The sequence below is a fragment of the Synechococcus sp. R8-2 genome (assembly GCF_047461715.1).
GTDB lineage: Bacteria > Cyanobacteriota > Cyanobacteriia > Thermostichales > Thermostichaceae > Thermostichus.
Window position 1 is genome coordinate 1 of sequence record NZ_JANSHQ010000147.1, and the last position, 966, is coordinate 966.

2 protein-coding genes are annotated in these 966 nt (G+C 54.5%); both read left to right on the forward strand.

Annotation, left to right across the window (positions count from 1 at the left end; all coding sequences use genetic code 11):
* Positions 1–218 precede the first annotated feature (218 nt).
* Positions 219–551, forward strand: a complete 333-nt coding sequence (locus NW819_RS04170) for a hypothetical protein (RefSeq protein ID WP_414412975.1) — start codon at positions 219–221, stop codon at positions 549–551.
* Positions 511–867 (forward strand): thermonuclease family protein, encoded by a 357-nt coding sequence (locus NW819_RS04175; RefSeq protein WP_414412976.1) that lies wholly within the window; start codon positions 511–513, stop codon positions 865–867. The genes NW819_RS04170 and NW819_RS04175 overlap by 41 nt, the downstream gene beginning before the upstream one ends.
* Positions 868–966: the final 99 nt, after the last annotated feature.

Consider the following 966-nt stretch of genomic DNA (forward strand, 5'->3'; position numbering starts at 1 on the left):
CCAGTTTGAATCGAAATGACCAACCACAGGTTGTCAGCGCTGACAACTGCTGACCGGATGGGTAGCACATCTAAAAATCAAGACAAAAATCGAGAGAGATTTTCCAGACCTGACCCATCTGCCCCAATTTTTTGTAGAGTGACGGCAGGTGAGCCGGATCCCGCGTTGAAGCCCAGTAGGCGGCGGTGTGAGGGCGGTGTGAGATCCAAAGGTCAAGCATGCGAACCATCCCTATTGTCAAGTCCGCCATGCAACGGCTAAAGTCCATGCTGCAAAAATCCCTGCGTTCTGCTCCGACTTCCCCCCGCTCCAGATCCCTGCTGGCATCCAATGGACGGAGCCTGATCAAGCTGGGCAGCTTTCTGGCCTTGCCGTTGATATTCTCGACATCACCCGCTTGGGCTTTAACAGTGATGGCGCGTCCGGATCTGCGCGACCTCAAACGTGCAACCGTGTTTCGGGTGGTCAACTACAACACCCTGGTTGTCCAGCTTGAAGGAGGATTTGGATTTGCGGCTGGTGCAACTGATCGGGATCGATCCCTTGCCTGACCCGATCAACCCCAACTGGACGGAGTTGCGCGGACAAACCCCTTTGGCAGTTTACAATGCTGGCCAATATCTGCAGACTGCTCTGCTGGGACGTGAGGTGTTTTTGGAGTTGGATCCTGCCCTAGCCCCTGCTCCTACCTTGCCTGCCTACGTTTGGCAAGCCAATACCCTCATCAACCAGGAAATGCTGTTTTTGGGGCATGGCCTGTTGTCGCCACAAACCGATGGCTTGAAGTACGGCCCCATTCTTACTGAAGCTGCCGATGCAGCCAAAAGACAAGGACGCGGCTATTGGACAACCTACGGCCCTCGCTAGAGACCAAGCCAAACCCAGAGCTGGAATTGCCGGCCTGTTTGTTGAGAATAATCTCAACAGCCATCTTCCGCCGGTCGGTGAGAGCATGACTCTAGTCAA